This window comes from Scytonema sp. PRP1, from assembly GCF_036697665.2.
Classification (GTDB): Bacteria; Cyanobacteriota; Cyanobacteriia; order Cyanobacteriales; family Nostocaceae; genus Kalymmatonema; species Kalymmatonema gypsitolerans.
The window spans coordinates 13,416-30,128 of the sequence record NZ_JBAHYJ020000042.1; the positions used below are offsets into that span (position 1 = coordinate 13,416).

14 protein-coding genes are annotated in these 16,713 nt (G+C 44.5%); 4 read left to right on the forward strand and 10 right to left on the reverse strand.

Translation table 11 applies throughout. The features are described 5' to 3' along the window. Window positions 1–179: 179 nt before the first annotated feature. Window positions 180–1,352, reverse strand: a complete 1,173-nt coding sequence (locus V5G28_RS07985; protein WP_332988396.1) for a glycosyltransferase — start codon at window positions 1,350–1,352, stop codon at window positions 180–182. A 113-nt stretch (window positions 1,353–1,465) separates the two neighbouring features. Here V5G28_RS07985 and V5G28_RS07990 point away from each other — a divergent pair, with 113 nt between their 5' ends. After that, window positions 1,466–2,767 carry a cation:proton antiporter gene (locus tag V5G28_RS07990; RefSeq protein ID WP_332988398.1) on the forward strand — a complete coding sequence of 434 codons (1,302 nt, stop codon included), beginning with the start codon at window positions 1,466–1,468 and terminating at the stop codon, window positions 2,765–2,767. Window positions 2,768–2,942: 175 nt separating this feature from the next. Here V5G28_RS07990 and V5G28_RS07995 read toward each other — a convergent pair whose 3' ends face one another. Further along, the gene (locus V5G28_RS07995; RefSeq protein WP_336230094.1) at window positions 2,943–5,531 is read right to left on the reverse strand and encodes a heavy metal translocating P-type ATPase; all 2,589 of its coding nucleotides are present in this window, start codon (window positions 5,529–5,531) and stop codon (window positions 2,943–2,945) included. A gap of 146 nt (window positions 5,532–5,677) precedes the next feature. On the opposite strand from V5G28_RS07995, the gene V5G28_RS08000 reads away from it, so the two are divergent. Then, window positions 5,678–6,073: an ArsR/SmtB family transcription factor gene (locus tag V5G28_RS08000; protein WP_332988402.1), complete on the forward strand. Its 396-nt coding sequence runs from the start codon at window positions 5,678–5,680 to the stop codon at window positions 6,071–6,073. On the opposite strand, the gene V5G28_RS08005 is transcribed toward V5G28_RS08000, so the two are convergent. After that, window positions 6,033–7,286 carry an RNA-guided endonuclease InsQ/TnpB family protein gene (locus tag V5G28_RS08005; protein ID WP_332988405.1) on the reverse strand — a complete coding sequence of 418 codons (1,254 nt, stop codon included), beginning with the start codon at window positions 7,284–7,286 and terminating at the stop codon, window positions 6,033–6,035. The genes V5G28_RS08000 and V5G28_RS08005 overlap by 41 nt on opposite strands. Window positions 7,287–7,344: 58 nt before the next feature. Between V5G28_RS08005 and V5G28_RS08010 the strand changes: the two genes are divergently transcribed. Next, complete coding sequence (locus tag V5G28_RS08010; RefSeq protein WP_332988407.1) at window positions 7,345–7,530, forward strand: hypothetical protein; 186 nt, start codon at window positions 7,345–7,347, stop codon at window positions 7,528–7,530. A gap of 598 nt (window positions 7,531–8,128) precedes the next feature. Here V5G28_RS08010 and V5G28_RS08015 read toward each other — a convergent pair. From V5G28_RS08015 to V5G28_RS08035, 5 genes are all read right to left on the reverse strand, one after another. Next, the gene (locus V5G28_RS08015; protein ID WP_332988409.1) at window positions 8,129–8,461 is read right to left on the reverse strand and encodes a YnfA family protein; all 333 of its coding nucleotides are present in this window, start codon (window positions 8,459–8,461) and stop codon (window positions 8,129–8,131) included. Between the two features lie 248 nt (window positions 8,462–8,709). Continuing rightward, on the reverse strand, window positions 8,710–9,075 hold the full coding sequence (locus V5G28_RS08020; RefSeq protein ID WP_332988411.1) for a hypothetical protein: 366 nt from the start codon (window positions 9,073–9,075) through the stop codon (window positions 8,710–8,712). 279 nt (window positions 9,076–9,354) lie between these two features. Next, complete coding sequence (locus V5G28_RS08025) at window positions 9,355–10,446, reverse strand: saccharopine dehydrogenase family protein (protein ID WP_332988413.1); 1,092 nt, start codon at window positions 10,444–10,446, stop codon at window positions 9,355–9,357. Between the two features lie 150 nt (window positions 10,447–10,596). Then, entirely contained in the window at window positions 10,597–12,291 is a 1,695-nt protein-coding gene (gene crtO / locus V5G28_RS08030) for a beta-carotene ketolase CrtO (protein WP_332988415.1), read from the reverse strand. A gap of 415 nt (window positions 12,292–12,706) precedes the next feature. Then, a complete protein-coding gene (locus V5G28_RS08035) occupies window positions 12,707–12,940 on the reverse strand; it encodes a Nif11-like leader peptide family natural product precursor (protein ID WP_096562320.1) in 234 nt (77 codons plus the stop codon). A gap of 128 nt (window positions 12,941–13,068) precedes the next feature. Here V5G28_RS08035 and V5G28_RS08040 point away from each other — a divergent pair, with 128 nt between their 5' ends. Beyond that, window positions 13,069–13,218, forward strand: a complete 150-nt coding sequence (locus tag V5G28_RS08040) for a hypothetical protein (protein ID WP_332988419.1) — start codon at window positions 13,069–13,071, stop codon at window positions 13,216–13,218. Window positions 13,219–13,638: 420 nt separating this feature from the next. On the opposite strand, the gene V5G28_RS08045 is transcribed toward V5G28_RS08040, so the two are convergent. Both V5G28_RS08045 and V5G28_RS08050 read right to left on the reverse strand, forming a co-directional pair. Then, window positions 13,639–14,334 carry an MBL fold metallo-hydrolase gene (locus V5G28_RS08045; RefSeq protein WP_332988421.1) on the reverse strand — a complete coding sequence of 232 codons (696 nt, stop codon included), beginning with the start codon at window positions 14,332–14,334 and terminating at the stop codon, window positions 13,639–13,641. A gap of 76 nt (window positions 14,335–14,410) precedes the next feature. Beyond that, a complete protein-coding gene (locus V5G28_RS08050) occupies window positions 14,411–15,877 on the reverse strand; it encodes an FAD/NAD(P)-binding protein (RefSeq protein WP_332988423.1) in 1,467 nt (488 codons plus the stop codon). Window positions 15,878–16,713 lie beyond the last annotated feature (836 nt).

Below are 16,713 nucleotides of genomic sequence, written 5' to 3' on the forward strand. Positions count from 1 at the left end.
GAACAAGGACACCGTATTTCTCGTACTACGTATCTGAAAATACATCTTTAATTTACGACCTGTTTCAAAACAGAGAGAAGTCCTGTAGGCGGGTTTCCCGCCGTAGGGAACAACGGAACGGGCTTGTATCCTTTTCTCCTACACCCCTACACCCTACACCCCTACACCCCTTGTTCTGGTCATTCACGCGGTTGTGGAACCCATAGCCGGGGAGCTTGAGGTTGAGCCACTACTTGACGCCATAAGCGCTCATAACTGTTAACCATCTGTTTGACTGTAAAGTGACGCTGTGCTACCTCCCGACCGCGTTCACCAAGACGGATACGCAGTGCTCGGTCGTCACGCAGACGGCGCAGTGCTGCAGTCAGTCCTTCTACATCGTCTTTATTTATTAGTAAGCCAGTTTCACCATCGGTTACGGCTTCCGCAACGCTACCCACGCGAGTAGCAACCACAGGACGGGCTGCAAGCATCGCTTCAACGATCGCCAATGGAAAACCCTCTGAACGCGAAGGCATAGCAAAGATGTCAAATTGTGGTAGATAGGCGCGGGGGTTGTCCACCCATCCGGGGAGTTCGAGGCGATCGCTCACCCCCAACTCATCTGCTAGCTTCTCCAGATCCGTGCGTTGTCCACCCTCACCCAGAATAACCGCTCGCACTCCTTCAAGTTGGGCTACAGCCCGTAGCAGAATATCGTGACCCTTCATTGCATCCAGTCTACCGACGCTACCAATCACTAACCCCTCCCCGCCTCCTTTCCCCCTCCCCGCTTGCGGAGAGCAGGGCCGTGCGGGGGTTCCCCCCGTTGAGGCGACTGCGGAGGAGGGGTTAGGGGTGGGGTTCTGTGTAATTTCCGGTACGCAGTTAGGTATAGAAATGACCGATCTTCTACCCAGAGCGTAAAAGTCCTCCATCTGCCTAGCACTCGCCTCACCAACAGCAACATGGGCATCAACTCGCAGCGACAACGCCCTAGTGCGCCACAGATTAACAGCGTCTGTGGTGCGTAACGGTAATTGGTCAACGCGCACCACACGAGCATTGGGTAACGTCAGCGCTGCGAAAAGACCCGTTGCACACTCCCAAGGCGTGCAGATGTTGATGTGTACCACATCAGGACGCAGGCGATGCAGTACTTGCAGGTGTGCCGTTAGGGAGTGAGTTCCTTTCGCTGGTAATACCACTCGTGATGCTTGCGGTCTATGCTGTGCAATTGCATCCACTACTAAATTGGAAGTACCGACTATGGTAACGTCTATATCTTTAGACGCATTCGTAACTAAATGTTTGAGGCTAATTTCCGCTCCTCCAATACCACCAGAATCGGTGTAGGTGACTATGCGCATCATCGGTCATAAGTAATGTAAAGTCTTTGAAACAAATCTACCGTAAGGGGATATAGACCTAACAGCCATCGCAAGTAGACTCTTGTTGCAGCCTTTTATAAGGAAAAGCATTTGTTATGGTTGATATTTATATTATTGATCTATTTATTATTGGTTTACTTCTGCTGGTTGTCACCTTAGGTTCCGGCTGGATTTCGCGCTTACCCCTTTCCTTTGCCCTCATCTACCTAGTGGTTGGTATTCTCCTAGGTCCCTATGGTTTTGAGCTGATTCAATTGCGCCGCGAGGGAGCCTTTAACGCCGAGATATTAGAAAGGGTAACAGAATTTGTGGTAATTGTATCTGTGTATAGTTGCGGTTTAAAAATCGTGCGTCCGCTGCAATTGGGGGCTTGGGATATAACAGCACGGCTGATTGGTTTTTTGATGCCGATTTCAATTTTTGGGCTTGCTGTTGTAGGCAAATTCTTTTTAGGTATGGATTGGGGAGAGGCTATTTTATTAGGAGCAATTCTCGCACCTACTGACCCAGTATTAGCTTCAGAAGTTCAACTAACTGATACACACGACCAAGATGAGTTGCGCTTTGGTTTAACCTCTGAAGGCGGTTTAAATGATGCCCTTGCATTTCCTTTTGTTTATTTTGGCATTCATTCATTAAAAGATAAAAACTGGGACAACTGGTTTAAACAATGGGTTGCGGTTGATTTAATTTGGGCGATCGCTGCTGGCATAGTTATGGGAATTATAGTTGCCAAAGCTATCGTTTGGATTGATACAAAAATCCAAAAACGCCGTCAGGCTGATGAATTAATGGAAGATTTTATTGCCATCAGCACGATTTTGCTAACTTATTCATTAACAGAATTTGTTAATGGTTATGGATTTCTTGGAGTATTTGTTGCAGGTTTAGTTGTGCAGCGGAGTTATAAAAATTCAGAAAAGCCTCTGGCACAATTGGAATTTGTAGAGCGAATTGAAAAGCTTTTAGAAGTTGGGACAATTTTACTATTGGGTTCAATTTTATTATATAAGCCCATGGTCACTTATGCTACCCAATCTTTATTGGTGGTAGTGTTGGTGTTCTTTGTCATCCGACCTGTGGGAGCTTGGATCAGCACAATTGGTAAATACCCTGTAGATTCGCCTCGTAAAAAATTACATTTGAGAACCCGTTGGTTATTCGGTTGGTTTGGCATTCGCGGTGTTGGCTCTCTATATTATCTTGCCTATGCCTTTGGTAACGGTTTAAAAGGCGAACTTGGTGAGCAAATTGGCTGGATTACTTACACCACTATTGTCGTTTCTGTGATTATGCATGGAATTAGTTCAACGCCATTAATGAATTGGTATGAGCGCAATATAGCCCCAAAACCCCGAGATGCTTCTCCTCCAGCTACAGTTGATGAATTTGAATGAAGCAGAAGGGATGATTAATACAGCACATTGCAAGTAAATGAAGTACAATCCTCTTGTCTAAAAGCCAGATATAAAGCCCTTTTGACTCCTGACTGAGGAATTGCTGCTGTAAGTTGGACAATCTTGCACACTGCCTAAAAATGCAGGTTGTGTCGCTCCTGAGTTCTTTTGTTCTTCACGGTAAAGTTTTAGTTCTAAATAACCGCATTCCATTTGCAGTCACAAGTAGGGAAGTTCCTGTATCTGCTAAGACGGCGACGGCTAACCCAACAAACCCAAAAGTCCCCAACAGCAGAAACAAACCCTTTGTTACCAGAGAAAAGACCACATTTTGTTGAATAACTGAGACAGTGCGGCGGCTTAAATCTACCGCATAGGCGAGCCGTCTTAAATCACTTCCCACTAGGACGACATCTGCCGTCTCTAGAGCAATATCAATTCCACCAACCGCAAAACTAATATCTGCAGCAGCAAGCGCTGGAGCATCGTTGATGCCATCCCCAACCATACCGACTACCCCTCTTCGACGCATCTGTTGAATTGCTTGGAGTTTATCTTCGGGTAGCAACTGTGCCTGATACTCTGTGATTCCCACTTGTTGAGCAATTCGCTTAGCAACAGCAGCGCGATCGCCTGTCAGTATCACCAACTGTTTTAGCCCCAAAAGCTTGAGCTGTCGCATGGCTTCGGTTGCTTCTAACCGGAGTCCATCTGCCAGTGCAATGACTCCTAATACTCCGTGGATTGTTCCTACCAGCACAGGGGTTTGACCGAACTGTTCAATTTCAACCAACAGAGATTCAGCTTTTTGGGAGAAAGGTATGCCAAAGTCTGTGAACAACCGTCGATTTCCGACTATAAATAATAACTCATGAGGGTTGTTTTTGCAAGAGGGCAAGCTTATTTGATCAGTCCTGGAAGCATCCTGATTTATCTGTGGTGTAGCAAAGCCTGCCCTGTTTTTAAACCAAAATGCTTCACCAAAGTTTGCCTGAATTCCTTTACCCGGTAACGCCGTAAAATCAACAGGTGTCTCTAACTGCAACCCAAGTTCATGAGCCTTCGCAACAACCGCCTTTGCCAGAGGATGTTCTGAGCGTTGCTCCAGCGAAGCCGCAATCAGTAACACCTGGTTTGCACTCACCTCCCCCAAGTCATAAACATCAAGCACCACAGGCTCTCCTTGCGTCAACGTTCCCGTTTTATCAAAGGCAAGGCTAGTCAAGTGTCCGGCTGTCTCCAGTGCGTTACCCCCTTTAAATAAAACTCCCTGGCGAGTTGCAGCACCAATAGCGCTGACAATTGAAACTGGCGTGGAAATGACTAAGGCACAAGGGCAGGCAATTACCAGCATCACCAAAGCCCGGTAAAGCCAAACATGAAAAGGTTGAGCAAACACTAAGGGTGGAATGAGGGTAATGGCGATCGCTATCAAAATGACAATCGGGGTGTAAACCTCTGCAAACCGATCCACCCACTGCTGTGTGGGAGCGCGGCTTTCTTGGGCTTGTTCGACCAGATGAATAATTTTGGCAACAGTTGTATCACTAGCAGTGTGGGTAACTTTGACTTCCAAAAACCCTGTTTGATTCAATGTCCCACCATAGACAGTATCGCCAAGGGCTTTCTCTTGTGGAATTGATTCTCCCGTAATTGGAGATTGGTCAATCGTACTTATGCCAGAAACGACTACGCCATCCAACGCCACACGCTGTCCTGGTCGAATCGTCAAAGTTTCTCCAATCTGAATAGTCTCAACGGCAACTGTCACCTCCTTATTGCCCCGCTTCACAGTAGCAGTCGGTGGAGTCAAATCCATCAACGAGCGAATCGCATTGCGAGTGCGACCAAAGGTGAAAAGTTGCAGCGTTGTGCCTAAAGAGAATAAAAACAGAACCAGCACCGCTTCAAACCAATCTCCTAAAATCACTGCCCCAACCACCGAAATGGTCATCAGCAGATTCATATCAGCGCGGCGCAAGCGTAACTCAAACAAACCTGCTCGTGCAATTGGATACCCAGCAACGACTATGCCAATGCCATAAAAAGCTCGCGCTATCCAAACGGGTAACGCTAAATACTGAGCAAGTAAGCCCAGGATTAACCCTATCCCTGCAAGAAGAACGTTTTGTCCCTGGCGGTTGGTCAGCCAAAATTTCCAGTTTGTTGGAACAGGTTTCTGAGTTGGCTTGAGGATTCGATGCTCGTGGTTGTGGTCATGATGGTAGTAGTTAGCCGATGTCTGCTCAACCGTATAACCCAGAGCTATAATCCGCTCATAAATAGTCGTTTCACTGATCTGTTGTGGGTCGTAAGACAGTTGCAATCGTTGCGTCGCAAAGTTGACCGATACTTCACTCACACCTGGGATGTGCTGCAACCCAACCTCAATTGTCTTAGCACAACTGCCACAATCCATGCCGTTAACTTTCACTTGTAGCTTTTTAGCACAAGCGACTTCAACGGTATTGTGATGGTGGTCGTGTTCGTGTTCGTGGCAACAAGAATGGGTCTGCTGATGGGAGTTTGCCTGATGACTTTGCTCAACTGTGTAACCCAAAGCTTTGATGCGATCGAAAATCGCCTTCTCATTCAACAGATCTGGGTTGTAGGAAACCCTAGCTTTTTCTGTTGTAAAGTTAACCAATGCTTCCGTCACACCGGGTAACTGCTGCAAGCTTGCTTCAATTGTCTTCGCGCAGCTTCCGCAGTCCATGCCACTAACTTGTAAGATTTGGGTTTTGAGAGAAGGAGTTTGAGTCATGGCAGCTTCATAACAAAGGCGACAAGGATAACTGCGATTATTTTAATACAACAATTGAGCAACTATTCAACTGTTCAATCTTGAAATTTTAGTTAATAATTTAGTTAATATTGATACTGATAACCATTGGCTAAACGAAACTTGCTATGAATAAGCACAAGGAAAAGCAGGGCTTGGACTTACTCCAAAGTTCTGACGCACCAACCTGTGACACCCACCTGGTGCATCTAGATAATGTACGCTCAACTCAGGCGGAAATCTTGGCTACAGATAAAGCACAGCAAATGGCAGAAATCTTTGGGGTGCTGGCAGATACAAACCGTCTACGCCTCTTATCAGCTTTGGCTTCCCAGGAGTTGTGTGTTTGCGATCTAGCAGCATTAACGAAGATGACTGAATCAGCAGTTTGCCATCAACTGCGATTATTAAAAGTGATGCGTTTAGTCAGTTATCGTCGAGAAGGTCGAAACGTCTATTACAGCTTGGCTGACAGTCATATCATCAACCTGTATCGCTCTTTATTAGAACATTTGGACGATTGACACTCCCCACGGCTAGAAGCCGGGGGATTCTTGGCTCAATGTCGCAACTTGCACATGCCTGGGTTGCCCCAAGCAGCGTAGAGGTTCCGACTCCCCAAGCGTTACTTCCCGGATGCCCTCCGGTAGACTTTGCTTTACACAAAATATTAATGGCTGCATTCACATCACGTTGCAAAATTGTTCCACAGTATGGACAGTTGTGAGTTCTTGTAGACAGTCCTTTTTTAACAGTTTGTCCACAATTACTACATTTTTGCGATGTGTAATGAGGTGGCACACTGACAACTTTAGTCTTGAATTTCAAAGCAAAGTATTCTAACCAACGACGAAAAGATGTCCAAGCCACATCATTAATTGACTTGGCTAAGTGGCGATTCTTTACCAGCCCTTTCACGTTTAAGTCTTCATAGGCGACAAAAGCGTTAGCCTTGCACACGTTACGCGCCAACTTCTTGGCGTGTTCTTCCCGTTGCCTACTTACTCTTAAATGCTTCCGGGCATATCGCCCTCTAGCCTTTCGTCTGTTGTTTTTCCCTTTCTCTTTCTTGTAGATACGGCGTTGAGCGTGCTTGATAGATTTCTCTGTCTTACGAAGGAATCTAGGATTTTCTTCATGATGTCCATTGGAATCAGAGTAGAAATATTCGAGTCCCACATCTATTCCAACTTCACCGTTACCCGTTCTTGCCAGAGAGGTTACATCTACCTTGACACAAAACTGAACATAGTACCCATCAGCCCGACGGACAATCCGAACCCGCTTAATCAGATCCATGGAATATGTGTGAATATCCCATTTTCCCAATAATTTAAGTTCACCAATACCTTTTTTGTCCGAGAAAGTTATCCGACGCTTTGATGGGTGTAGCTTCCACCCAGACACCTTGTATTCAACACAGCGGCTATCTTTCTTAAAACGTGGATGCCCGCTCGATCCCGGTCTCTTGTTTTTACAATTGTCAAAAAATCGGTTAATAGCGCGTTCAACGTTTTCAACAGATGCCTGGCAAGCATGACTATTCAAATTCTTAACGAATTCAAACTCTGCCCTTAACTGAGTGTTGTACTGGTAAAGCTCTTTCTTCCCAACGCCACGGTTATCCATCCAATATCTCAGGACTTTATTACGAACAAACTGACTTGTTCGGATAGCTTCGTCTATCGCTTTTGCTTGGGCTTTTTTGACTACCGCTTTGTATTCCAGCACCAACACTCTTGAATCACCTCCTTTTTTTGTTAACCTACTATTAGTATATCCACACTTTCTATCAATGGCAACAGGAAAAGGGAAAAAGAGAACAAAGAATCAACCAGTGTTTTACGATGAGTTAAAAACTAGGCACAATATCATAATCACTCCAAGTTCTTGGCTTAAATTGCAGATTTCTGCCAAAAAACAAGAAGTGAGTGTTAGTGAGTTTATTGAGCAGTGGGCGCAGAAATTAGACGGGGATTAAAATCCCCTACGGGCTTATCCCTATAAATGGAATTTAGGGGCTTGCGCCCTTCGATTTCCGGTCAAATATTTAATTTTTGACTTATTTCGTTATCAAAGCTGCTGTCTGTTTGACAATCATTCAAGTCATAGAAACCAGCACTATTTTCACAAAACTTTAGTGAATAATTGTTGCTAAAAAATTTTTTTCTATCAAAACTAGCGTGGGAGGATGAAAACCCCCTATTTTTAATACGGGGATGAAATCTGACGCAACAGGTTTTAACAATAGTGTTTCTTATACCCAGAACGTGGTAGCATAAAGGCACACTGCACAGGATGAAAAACTCCAAAAACAAACGTGTTAGTGAACTAAACCATTGACAACTGAAGATATGCGCTTGTGTCAATAAATACATGATTTCTCGGAGTTAACACGTAAATTTTTCACAGTTGATTACGTAATGTGCCGCACAGCCTTTGAAATTGGTCGAGGCGGGTAGGGCTGTCTTACCCTCGTCAACGTGTTTTACAAAACACGAGACAACGTTACGAAGTGTGTCTTTAGACCACGAAGTAACAACAGTCTAGAATCCTTGCGCATTCATTGCAGGGAGAGTTCAAGCTCTGGGTGCATACATGATAATCAACACACCCAGTAACGCCAAACAGGCTCCTAGCATATCGTAACGGTCTGGAGTCACCCCATCTACCTTCCAACCCCAAAGCATTGCCATTACAATAAACACGCCGCCGTAGGCAGCATACGCTCTACCAAAGTGAGCTGTTTGGAGAGCCGCGACTATACCGTATAAAGCTAACCCAATACCTCCGATAATTCCCCACCAGACAGGCTTTCCTTCCTTTAACCATTGCCATACCAGATAGCCGCCGCCTATTTCAAATAAGCCAGCGCAGATGAAGTTCAGTAAGGACTTGAGTATTTCTTTCACTTGAAAATGTCCTAGTACAGTTCGGCGTAAATAGGGCAACCATTTAAAATCCCTAAAAAGCCCATTCCATAATACTTTTGACTTTTGAATGCGTGACTTTTGACTTCCGCCTTGCGGTACTAGTCCCTATAGAAAAGCTTCTGGGATGCTGCTGTATGACAGCTTCAGAAGCTCAAACAAACATTAATTTTCAGCCTTCATTCACGCTCACACTCTTGGGGAGATAACTTCCTCATCTTCTCCTACTTCTACTTACCTGTGATTTTCTCAACCAGTTCTCCAGCTTTATCAATCAAATTCGGCTGGGAATCCTTCACATTCCTTTCGTAAACCTTTTCCTCAGGGGTTTTAGAATCTTTTACTGCTTGTTCATAAGCCTGTTGTCTGTCTTCTTCCCGAAGACCAGCAGCTCTGTTATATTCGTAAGCACGGTCAATCTTTTCTTCCGGTGTGAGTTTCTCGGATGGAAATATTGGTTTTTCAGTTGTAAATGGTACTGCATAGCTAGGCTGAACACAAAAAAATAAACCCGACACGCTGAGCAAAAGCATCAACCCTAAAACAACGATGCTTTGGCGTAATGCTTTATTTACAATTCCTAGAATTAGCTGCATTGCACTACCCTCTTTGTTATGATATTTTTCCAGCGTAAGTAGAGATAAATACCTACGCAAAAATCAGAGTTTCAGAGGAATCCTACTTGTTTAGGTGTAACTCTGCCTTCTACCAGAGGATACATTAACAATTCGCTCATTCAAAATTCGCTCATTCAAAATATGCCCTACGGTTAGGCTACACGTTTGTGCAGACCTTCTGGAAGACGCTTAAAATTCAAAGTTAAGAAATATGTAGATACTCGTTTCACATGATTTTCATGCAAAGTTTTACTATTTTTACAACCAATTGTGACTAATCTTAATGCCTCGGCTTTGCATTGCTTGCTCAAATAAATCAGTTGGCAATGCTTCTTCCACAGGTGACACACCAGGTTTTTTCAGCTTGCCATCTAGTAACAATTGGGCAATGCTACCCGTGCCACAACCAGAAGCCACGGCGGTGTTTCCATGCACTAAAGTAGAGCAAAAGACTGCTTCTCTATCATCTTTGCGACCTGTAATTTCTGAACGAACTGCGACTCCAATACCACTGAAGCGATTCGTTACATCGGTCATAAAATGACTGACATATGCCAAAAATTCTATCATCGCACGACGCTGCATTAATTGTTTAGGAAAAACGTGAGCAGCTATCCAAGTCATGTGATTGTAAAAATCGGGAACTGAACCAAATTTGGTAATGACGCTTTTCACAGAGGGAAAAGCATGAGGCAGTGTGAAGGTTTCTGGCATATCAAACCAGTAAACTCCGGTGCGCCCATAAGGGGATGGAAAGTCAATAGTTTCGCGCTGACTGTAAGGCTTTACCATCTGCCATTGACCATCTATTAAAGATTCAAAAGGCTTTTGCAACCCTAAAAAAGTTGTCCGCATGACAGTGACACCAGCCCCACCAGAACCAGACACCAAGTAACTTAAATGAATCTTTTCTGGTTTGTCGAATTGCTCAACGCCCTGGCGTACCATGCTGTTAGAAATGCCGGGAAATATGCCAGTGTTAACGATCGCTGTGACACCGGCAGATACGGCTGCATCATTGTACCCCAGAGCCTTACTAGTATAAGAACGGTGGTCGCTAACATCTACATAGTTAACACCATGTTCAATACACATTTTTAGCACATTAGCGTCTCGGTAGTGAAAAGGACCAGCACAGTGAACCACCAAGTTGGCAGAGGCGATCGCCTTCCTCAATTTTTCCACCTCCGCTAAGTCCAACACCAAAAATTGCACTCGCGGATCATTCATTCCATGATCTGGGGTGCGCCCAGTGATTGTAACTTCTGCTTGTGTATGGGAGAGAATGTCCTGCGCAACACTACTGCCGATCCGCCCCCGCCCTCCAATAATTAAAACCCGCTCAGTCATGGCTCCAGCACTGACAACAGCATTTTTATTACATCAATTTTCACTTATCCTTGTCATCGGTAAGGAGTATGACGTTTGCTTGCTCACATAGGAAGATGTTTCATGACACTTAAGCTTGTAGTAAGCGGCTAAGCACTTACTACAAACTCATCATTCGCGACCAAAAACCGTTGCAACGGTAGATTTTATCGAATCTCCTGCATCTTTCAGTGTTTGTGTCAATGGTTCCTGAGTATGCAAAAACATTTTCGCACAGTTGCGTCCTGGTAGCCCAGAAATGGAACCACCTGGATGAGTTCCCGCACCCGTGAGATATAAATTATCAATCGGAGTTTTATAATTAGCCAACTCTGGTAGAGGACGGAAGCACAGCATTTGTTCTAGAGTCATGTCGATGTGGTAGTAGTTACCCTTGTAAGTCCCCAAGCGTTCTCCCAGTTCCGCAGGACTTTCCACATGACGGGCAATAATCGAGTGTTTGAGATTGGGGGAATACTCTGCCAGTTTAGAAATCACCTTATCAGCAACTTTGTTTTTCAGTTCATCCGTCCAGCCTGTCCCTTTCAACCCCGTACCTTCTGCACCGGCAATTTGATAAGGCGCAAAAAACTCTATCCATAATGTATGCTTACCTTGAGGTGCCATTGAGGGGTCAAGTCCTGTAGGCATCACCACATACATCGACGGGTTTTCATCGGGTATTTTACCCAAAGTAATCTCACTATGAGCTTGTTCCACATGGTTCATAGAATCTGCAATCAGAATAGAACCAATGAGATACTCATCTTTGTGTTGGTGATGTTCAAAGCGTAGCGGTTCAGATAAAGCACAATCTATCTTGAGAATTGTTTCGTTATTGTTGATGATGCGACGGTCTAATCTGTCTCGCAAATTCGCATCGGCGCTATCCACATCGCTTGTATCCATCAGTTGCAAAAACAACCGCTTGGCATCAAGACTTGAGATGACACCTTTGTTAGCACGATATTCTTTGCCGCCAGCAACCCGCACACCGACTGCTTTACCGTTATCGACCAACACTTTCTCAACCTTTTGGTCGGTAAGGATAACACCACCAAGACTTGTCACACACTTTACTAAAGCTTCGCTGAGTGCGCCACTACCGCCGCGTGGGCGTGCCATACCGGGGTTGTGGCGCAATGCTAACATCATTGCCCCAAAGGACATTGCTTTTTGGGAAGGAGGCGAACTTAGTTCCGCAGATAGTCGGGCAAGGGGTGCTTTGACAAATTCAGAATCAAAATACTCGTTGATATTGTCTATCGGACTGCTGAGCAGGGTGCGAACTAAATCTAGAGTCGTGTTGGGACCACCTAGAATTGAGAAGAAGTCTTGCAGATGTTTCAGACCGTAGTTACCAGCAATGTCAACAATTGACTTTGGTGCTGCATTAAAAAAGGGTGTAACCGCTTTGATAAACCGTTCCCAAAACTCGATATATTCGGCGTATTTTTGAGCATCTCTTTGACTGTAACGGGCAATCTCCGCACAAGTCTTCTCGACGGACTTATGCGCTAAAAAATACTTGCCATCAGGATGAGGACAAAAGGCGACCGGATCACAGGAAAGATATTCCAAACCGTACTTGTGTAATTCTAATTCTTGTATAACTGGACCAAGAAAAATAAATAGGTGATTAATCGCGCAGGGGTTGAATTTAAAACCAGGCGCTTCTTGCGGCATAAGTTCTTCAGTCGTCGAACCGCCACCGGGAATTGAACGCGCCTCCAAAAGTAGGACGCTGTACCCAGCTTTGAGTAGATAGGCGGCACAAACAAGTGCATTGTGACCAGCGCCAACAATCACAACATCATACGCTTCCATAGTTGCAATTTGGGGATTAGGGTATATTCCCAGATGTTAGAAAGCTATTAAGAAGTATAAATCTTTCGTGAGTTATAATTAAAAACTTGGCATTTCTGTGATTAAGCTTTTGTTTGCCATCAGTCCGTAGGGGGATGCCAACCACTGATTACCCAGCGTCTTCGAGCAACCGTAATAACTAAGTTTATACCCACTGATGAGGGCACGGCATACCGTGCCCCTACAATCGCCATATGAAACGAAATCAAACAAGCTGTCATTCGCTACGAACTTGTGCAATCTAGTCCCGTGGCTACTACACTCCAACTGTGGGTTTTATACCACCAGCCGTGACGATTCAACCCGTCTCGGTTTTCAGTCTGATTTGTGTTTCATCCTAACAATTGTCTGTGCGTTCAATCTTTCAGTTCAGGAATTACCTAGGATGAATATGGGTTCTAGGTGCTATTCCTGGATTGACAATTGCTGCCAACTCTTCTTCAGACAATTTGCTGATCTCAGTCTCCAGTTCTTCAACTGTGAAGTCATAGCCACGCTCTTTAGCAATCTTGATGAAGGCTTCTGGGTTAGTTGCAGCTTTGAGTCTTTGTTGAAATGCCTGATCTTGTCTGACGGCTTTAAAAAGTTGGGCTGCGTTGTTCTGTGTCATAAACAGTCTCTCTCGTATGTTAAATATCGGATTTGAAAGCGTAGTAATTTAACTGCTACACAGAACTTATCCATAGTTGTCTACGACATCTACTTTGTCTGCTGGGCGTGCTTCTACCAAGGGAGTCGGTGAGCCAGCGCCCTTTGGAGGGTTTCCAACGACAGTTACCTACGGCGGGAGACCCGCCTTCAGTATTGTCTCCTCCGCAGGCGACTGGTGTTGGCGCAGCCTCTCCGCAGGAGATACCCGAAGGGCACCAACAGTCCCCAGGCGTTTAATTCGGGAGTAGCCCTCCCTATTTTTTGAAAGCTTTCTGTTATTCTTTCCCGCTATTTTCAGCTAACTTTAATGAAGGTGGCTCCCCTTACAACCTTACAACAGGCGAGCTAGTTCAAAGCCATACAGACGGATTTCAAGCCGGAATTATTTAATGTTGATGTGCCTTGGTTTTTGGCTTATTCTTCATTATACCGAAAAATAGCTTATTTAATCTAGACAACTATCAAGAAGTTTGATTAAGAATCGTACGGCTTATTAATACTTCTGTAGTTGAGTCAAATGCAGTAAAGGAGGCATTAACTAAGGTTATACACTCCGATATTGAACCAGAGAGAAAAATGTATTATTGATTTTGAAAAAGAAATATAAGTTCACGCTTATAATTAGGTAGCGCGTGAAAGCATAAATAATGCCTGTATTTATGTAGACAAGATACGACCGCAATTTTGATTAGCAGGAACCGCTTCCATCATCTTTTTAGGAAAGGCTAAGTTGAGATTCCCCATCAATTCAATAAAGCTATTGCGCTCATGGTTAGCAAATCTCGGGTTGCAACGTTTTTCTTCACCAATTGTGGAGACAGTATAACCTTGATAGTCATGACCTGGATAAACCAAAGTTTCATCGGGTAGAGTAAATAGCCGCTGTGTCACTGAGTCATATAAGGTTCCAGCATCCCCGCTTTGAAAGTCTGTCCTTCCACAGCCTCGAATAAACAACGCATCACCCGTGAGAACTCGCTCGGAGTTGACGAGATAGGCTAAGTGAGCATTTGTATGACCAGGAGTGGCGATCGCCTCAATCACAACTGACCCCACCTGCAAGATTTCTCCATCTGCAATATAGCGGTCTGCACAAGGCACTTCTGCTCCAAAAGGAACGACTGTCTCACACCCAGTTGCATCTCGCAGCTTACTTGTACTGGTAACGTGGTCAGCATGGACGTGAGTTTCTAGGCAATAACGTAAAGTAAGTTCTAATTGTTGAAGAATCTGACAATCCCGCTCAAATTGTTCTAAAACTGGATCAACAAGGACAGCAGTCTTCGTTTTGATATCGGCAATGAGGTAAGTATAAGTACTTGATTCCTTGTCAAATAACTGGCGAAATAGCATATGACTCTTTATCCTTAACTTTTTAAGGTAGACAGTGCAAAAGACTTTCAAAGCCAAACTTGCCCTAAACAACGGGTTACCTGACAAGCTTGCTATTCGATTGATTGACAACTCTTCTCAAGAGCGAACTGTCTGGTGCATTGGGTCGAGACAATAACTCCTGTGCCAACAGCATTGCCTGCTCTCGAATTTCAGGGACTGCGATCGTCTCCAAAAGGTCGCCTTGACGTGTGGGACCGAGTGTGTATAAAAACTTTGAAGCTACGCCAGTTGCGTCTAAAAGCGCTCCATTCGCAGCCGTCTTAAGTCCCATTTTTAAGACATGACAACAAACCAAACCCTTAGACAGCAAGCTGTTCACTAGGGGGTGTGCCAACTTTTCATAGTTGGAGGCAGGACCAGTACAGTTAATGACGCGGTTCACCCGTAATACAAGGTTTTCTGTGGTGTGGCGCTTGCGAACGGTGACATCGACACCACGATCAACCTCACGGTAAGCCTGGATGCGACCTGCGTGTATGACGAGTTGACCGCAAGAAAGTAGTTTGTTTACGACCTCTGCTATCTCTGGTGCAATTCGATGACGATGGATGTCCCAGTAAGCTCGAACGTGACGTAAGAAGCGCTGTTTTTCGCCGAGAGGAAGAGTTTGCCACAGGTTTTGAGTGACTGGGCGCAGACAGTTAATGACAGCCCGCCAGTCTAGACCACAAGCAGCTGCCGATTCTACTTCTTGGCGGACGAGGTGCATCAACGCTTGAGCCGTTTTGGGAGCTTGGTCGATAGCAACAAAGGGAGCTATGGAAGGAATTGTCTTGTGAGCAAGAGGTAATAATCCATGTCGCGAGACAGTGTAAATCTTGCCTCTATGACCTTGTCGGAATAGGGTAATAGTTAAATCTACCATCGTCAGCCCTGAACCAATCAGCAAAACTGAGTCGTCGGAGTCCAGGTCTGTCAACGCTTGAGCAGAATATGCATTGCCTTTATAGCGGCTGCTTTTGTAGAAAGAACGGTCTTGAATTGGTGGATCGGCTGGCGAAAAATTACCTAAAGCTAGAACAATTCGGTCTGCCTGTATACTTTCACCGTTGCTTAAGGACACAGTTGCACCTACATTTTCCGGCTCAATGCCAACAGCTTCATCAGTAATTCGTTCTAGATGCACATAATCGGGCGCAGTGGTTTCTGCTTCATCTAAGATAGCCTGAACATAGGCACCATAAATTTGGCGAGGAACGAAAGAGTTTGCCGTGACTTCAGAGGTGACAAAATCTCCGATAGTTTCATTTTGTCTTTGAACCCAACGCAGGAAGTGATCAGGGTCATTGGGAAAAGCACTGATTTGCTCAGCAGGAACATTGAGAAGATGATAAGGAGAATAAGTGCCGTAGGCTACTCCTCGTCCTAATAAAGAATTGCGCTCAATTAACTTGATATTGAGAGGAAAAGTTGCTGCTTGTAACAAATGAGCAGCGACCATTGAACCGCTGAAGCCACCACCAATAATAGCAATAGTTGTAGAAGGATTTTCTTTACCCATAAAACCTACTTACCTCTAGATTATGGTTAATTAAAAATAGAAATGCATCTGCCCAGTGTCTTGAAGCACGGGCACATCTCAATTTTATATTAATAAAATAATCTCCAAGTTTAAATTGAGAAATTACGGATTAAATATCTTGAAAATTTGACAAATTATATCAGGTTCGGTTGATTACTTATCATTGCTGAAGAACCCCACCCCCGTAAAGCTACGCTTCACGTCCCCTCCTCGCTTGCGGGGAGGGGATAAAGGGGTGGGGTGCAGTCAACGTGGGAATCATAACTAATTAGCCGAACATGATATTAAATACTCATAAATTTATCGTAATTGTTAGGATTTAAAACCCCATAACTTTATCGGAATTATTAGGAATTAAATCCCGATAACTTTATCGGAATTATTAGCAATAAAAACCCGATAACTGTATCGGAATACTTAAAATTATGGTGAAAGCCTACATTCCGCAGGTTTTGTTTTCTTCCCAAATATTTTTGGTGATCTAGAACCTAAAGTCGTTATTGGACAAGAGATATCGGCGTTTAGTGTTGAGTTTTTGTTTTTGGTACTTGTTGACATGATTCTCAATTAATTGGCGATCGCTCAAGGTCTATAGGCTGAAACGAGCGAAAATTCATTAAAGCGATCGCTTACCTGCGGAATGTCGGTGAAAGCATTATAGCGATTTGATTTTGCATTTAGGTGCAGTACGATTTTGACCTCTCATATCACGTCGGCTCAATTACCGATAATCACAGAACCCCACCCCTAACCCCTCCCCCTTCGGGTATGCCTTCGGCACGCTACGCGAACGCCAGTCGCCTACGGCGGGAAAC

Bases quoted from the DNA above. Each gene is read 5' to 3' on its own strand.
- V5G28_RS08020 (WP_332988411.1), bottom strand. From the start codon at position 9,075: ATGCAGCTAATTCTAGGAATTGTAAATAAAGCATTACGCCAAAGCATC.
- V5G28_RS07985 (WP_332988396.1), bottom strand. From the start codon at position 1,352: ATGATGCGCATAGTCACCTACACCGATTCTGGTGGTATTGGAGGAGCG.
- V5G28_RS08035 (WP_096562320.1), bottom strand. From the start codon at position 12,940: ATGACACAGAACAACGCAGCCCAACTTTTTAAAGCCGTCAGACAAGAT.
- V5G28_RS07990 (WP_332988398.1), top strand. From the start codon at position 1,466: ATGGTTGATATTTATATTATTGATCTATTTATTATTGGTTTACTTCTG.
- V5G28_RS08010 (WP_332988407.1), top strand. From the start codon at position 7,345: ATGGCAACAGGAAAAGGGAAAAAGAGAACAAAGAATCAACCAGTGTTT.
- V5G28_RS08025 (WP_332988413.1), bottom strand. From the start codon at position 10,446: ATGACTGAGCGGGTTTTAATTATTGGAGGGCGGGGGCGGATCGGCAGT.
- V5G28_RS07995 (WP_336230094.1), bottom strand. From the start codon at position 5,531: ATGACTCAAACTCCTTCTCTCAAAACCCAAATCTTACAAGTTAGTGGC.
- V5G28_RS08000 (WP_332988402.1), top strand. From the start codon at position 5,678: ATGAATAAGCACAAGGAAAAGCAGGGCTTGGACTTACTCCAAAGTTCT.
- V5G28_RS08050 (WP_332988423.1), bottom strand. From the start codon at position 15,877: ATGGGTAAAGAAAATCCTTCTACAACTATTGCTATTATTGGTGGTGGC.
- crtO (WP_332988415.1), bottom strand. From the start codon at position 12,291: ATGGAAGCGTATGATGTTGTGATTGTTGGCGCTGGTCACAATGCACTT.
- V5G28_RS08045 (WP_332988421.1), bottom strand. From the start codon at position 14,334: ATGCTATTTCGCCAGTTATTTGACAAGGAATCAAGTACTTATACTTAC.